This is a genomic window from Methylobacterium persicinum (assembly GCF_022179525.1).
Classification (GTDB): Bacteria; Pseudomonadota; Alphaproteobacteria; order Rhizobiales; family Beijerinckiaceae; genus Methylobacterium; species Methylobacterium persicinum.
On record NZ_BPQX01000090.1, the window covers coordinates 1 to 2,258 of the forward strand.

The 2,258-nt window shown below is 64.7% G+C and carries 5 protein-coding genes; all 5 read right to left on the reverse strand.

Features of this window, described 5'->3' with window-relative positions; translation table 11 throughout:
• A partial coding sequence (locus tag MFF22_RS24550) for a 50S ribosomal protein L23 (protein ID WP_238253389.1) occupies positions 1-277 on the reverse strand: 277 nt, incomplete at its 3' end.
• Positions 274-894 carry a 50S ribosomal protein L4 gene (rplD, locus tag MFF22_RS24555; protein ID WP_238253390.1) on the reverse strand — a complete coding sequence of 207 codons (621 nt, stop codon included), beginning with the start codon at positions 892-894 and terminating at the stop codon, positions 274-276. The genes MFF22_RS24550 and rplD, both read right to left, overlap by 4 nt.
• On the reverse strand, positions 894-1,619 hold the full coding sequence (gene rplC / locus MFF22_RS24560) for a 50S ribosomal protein L3 (RefSeq protein WP_238253391.1): 726 nt from the start codon (positions 1,617-1,619) through the stop codon (positions 894-896). The genes rplD and rplC overlap by 1 nt, the downstream gene beginning before the upstream one ends.
• Positions 1,620-1,671: 52 nt before the next feature.
• On the reverse strand, positions 1,672-1,980 hold the full coding sequence (gene rpsJ, locus MFF22_RS24565) for a 30S ribosomal protein S10 (protein WP_238253392.1): 309 nt from the start codon (positions 1,978-1,980) through the stop codon (positions 1,672-1,674).
• A 73-nt stretch (positions 1,981-2,053) separates the two neighbouring features.
• Positions 2,054-2,258, reverse strand: a 205-nt coding sequence (locus MFF22_RS24570; protein WP_505744226.1) for an EF-Tu C-terminal domain-related protein, incomplete at its 5' end; no start/stop codon positions are given.

Here is a 2,258-nt window from a genome sequence, read left to right on the forward strand (position 1 = left end):
CGATCGTGACCCTGGCCGAAGGCCACACGATCGCTTTCTTCACATCCGAACGCTGGCCGCGAAGCCCGCGGAAAACCTTCTTCTTGCCCTTGGTGATGAGCGTATTCACGCCCGTCACCTTGACGTCGAACAGCTTCTCGACCGCTTCCTTGATCTGCGGCTTGGTGGCCTTCGGGGCAACCCGGAAGACGACCTTGTTCTGTTCGGTGAGATTCGTCGCCTTCTCGGTGATGACCGGGGAGACGATGATGTCGTAGTGGCGCGGATCAGCACTCATTTGAAGCGCTCCTCCAGCGCGTCGACCGCCGCCTTGGTGAGCACGAGCTTCTCGCGGCGCAGGATGTCGTAGACGTTGATGCCCTGCACGGGCAGCACGTCGATCTGCGGGATGGCACGGGCGGCGCGGCCGAAATTCACGTCGACCTCGGCACCGCCGATGATCAGCGCATTCGACAGACCCATCTTGCCGAAGGTCTCTAGGAGGCCCTTCGTCTTGTGGTTGTCGACCTTGATGTCGTCGACGACAATCAAAGTCTCGGCCTTGGCCTTCGAGGACAGGGCGTGACGCAGGGCGAGAGCCCGGACCTTCTTGGGAAGATCGTGGCTGTGGTCGCGCACGACCGGACCGAACGCCCGACCACCACCGCGGAACTGCGGAGCGGAGGCCGCGCCGTGACGGGCGTTACCGGTGCCCTTCTGCTTGTAGAGCTTCTTGCGGGTCCGGTTCACGTCCGAGCGGTTTTGCACGGCATGGGTGCCGGCACGCCGCTTGGCAAGCTGCCAGCGAACCATACGCTGCAGAAGGTCGGCCCGGGGCTCCAGACCGAAGATCTCTTCGTTGAGGTCGACCGAGCCGGCACCGGCTCCGTCGAGGGTGGTGACATCGAGCTTCATCACGCGGTCTCCTCAGCCGCAGGGGCCTCGGTGGCCGGGGCGGAGGAACCGTTCTCACGGAACTTGCCCGGCAGCGGAACGTCGGCGGGGAGCTTGCGCTTCACCGCATCGCGGATCTGGATCCAGCCACCGGCCACGCCCGGCACCGCACCCTCGACCAGGATCAGGCCCCGCTCGGGATCGGTGCGCACGACGCGCAGGTTCTGGGTCGTAACCCGCTCAACGCCGAGATGGCCCGGCATCTTTTTGTTCTTGAAGGTCTTGCCCGGATCCTGACGGCCACCGGTCGAACCGATCGAACGGTGCGAGATCGACACGCCGTGGGTGGCGCGCAGACCGCCGAAGTTCCAGCGCTTCATACCGCCGGCGAAGCCCTTACCCGTGGTCGTGCCCGTCACATCGACGAACTGACCCGGGATGAAGTGATCGGCCGTGATCTCGGCGCCGACCGGGATCAGCGCGTCCTCGGACACGCGGAACTCGGCGAGCTTCTTCTTCGGCTCCACCTTGGCAACCGAGAAGCGGCCACGCTCGGCGGCGGAGACGTTCTTGACCTTGGCCTTGCCGACGCCGACCTGCAGCGCAACGTAGCCGTTCTTTTCCATCGTGCGGTGGGCAACCACCTGGCACTGATCGACCTTGAGCACGGTGACCGGCACATGCTCCCCCGCGTCCGTAAAGACGCGGGTCATGCCGACCTTCTGTGCGATGACCCCTGAGCGCATAGGTGTCTCCCCTCGCGCGGTGAAACGGTAAGCTCTAAGATCCCAGCGGGACTTAGAGCTTGATCTCCACGTCGACACCCGCAGCGAGGTCGAGCTTCATCAGCGCGTCCACGGTCTGGGGAGTCGGATCGACGATGTCGAGGACACGCTTGTGCGTGCGCATCTCGAACTGCTCGCGCGACTTCTTGTCGATATGCGGCGAGCGGTTGACGGTGAAGCGCGCGATATGCGTCGGCAGGGGGATCGGGCCCCGGATCTGCGCGCCGGTGCGCTTCGCCGTCGAGACGATCTTGCGGGTCGAGGCATCGAGGATGCGGTGATCGAACGCCTTAAGGCGGATGCGAATGTTTTGACCGTTCATGACCTTTGGGCCTTGAGAGGGAGGACGGGGAGGCGGATCCCCGCCGCTCCCTTCAGGTTCTGTTGCGACCTAATCAGTCGTTGATGGCGGCGACGACACCGGCGCCGACGGTGCGACCGCCTTCGCGGATGGCGAAGCGCAGCTTCTCTTCCATGGCCACCGGCACGATCAGCACCACGTCCATGGTCACGTTGTCGCCCGGCATCACCATCTCGGTGCCCTCGGGAAGCGTCACCACGCCCGTCACGTCCGTCGTCCGGAAGTAGAACTGCGGCCGG

Coding starts and splice junctions, on each gene's coding strand:
- rpsJ (WP_238253392.1), bottom strand. CDS start 1,980: ATGAACGGTCAAAACATTCGCATCCGCCTTAAGGCGTTCGATCACCGC.
- rplD (WP_238253390.1), bottom strand. CDS start 894: ATGAAGCTCGATGTCACCACCCTCGACGGAGCCGGTGCCGGCTCGGTC.
- rplC (WP_238253391.1), bottom strand. CDS start 1,619: ATGCGCTCAGGGGTCATCGCACAGAAGGTCGGCATGACCCGCGTCTTT.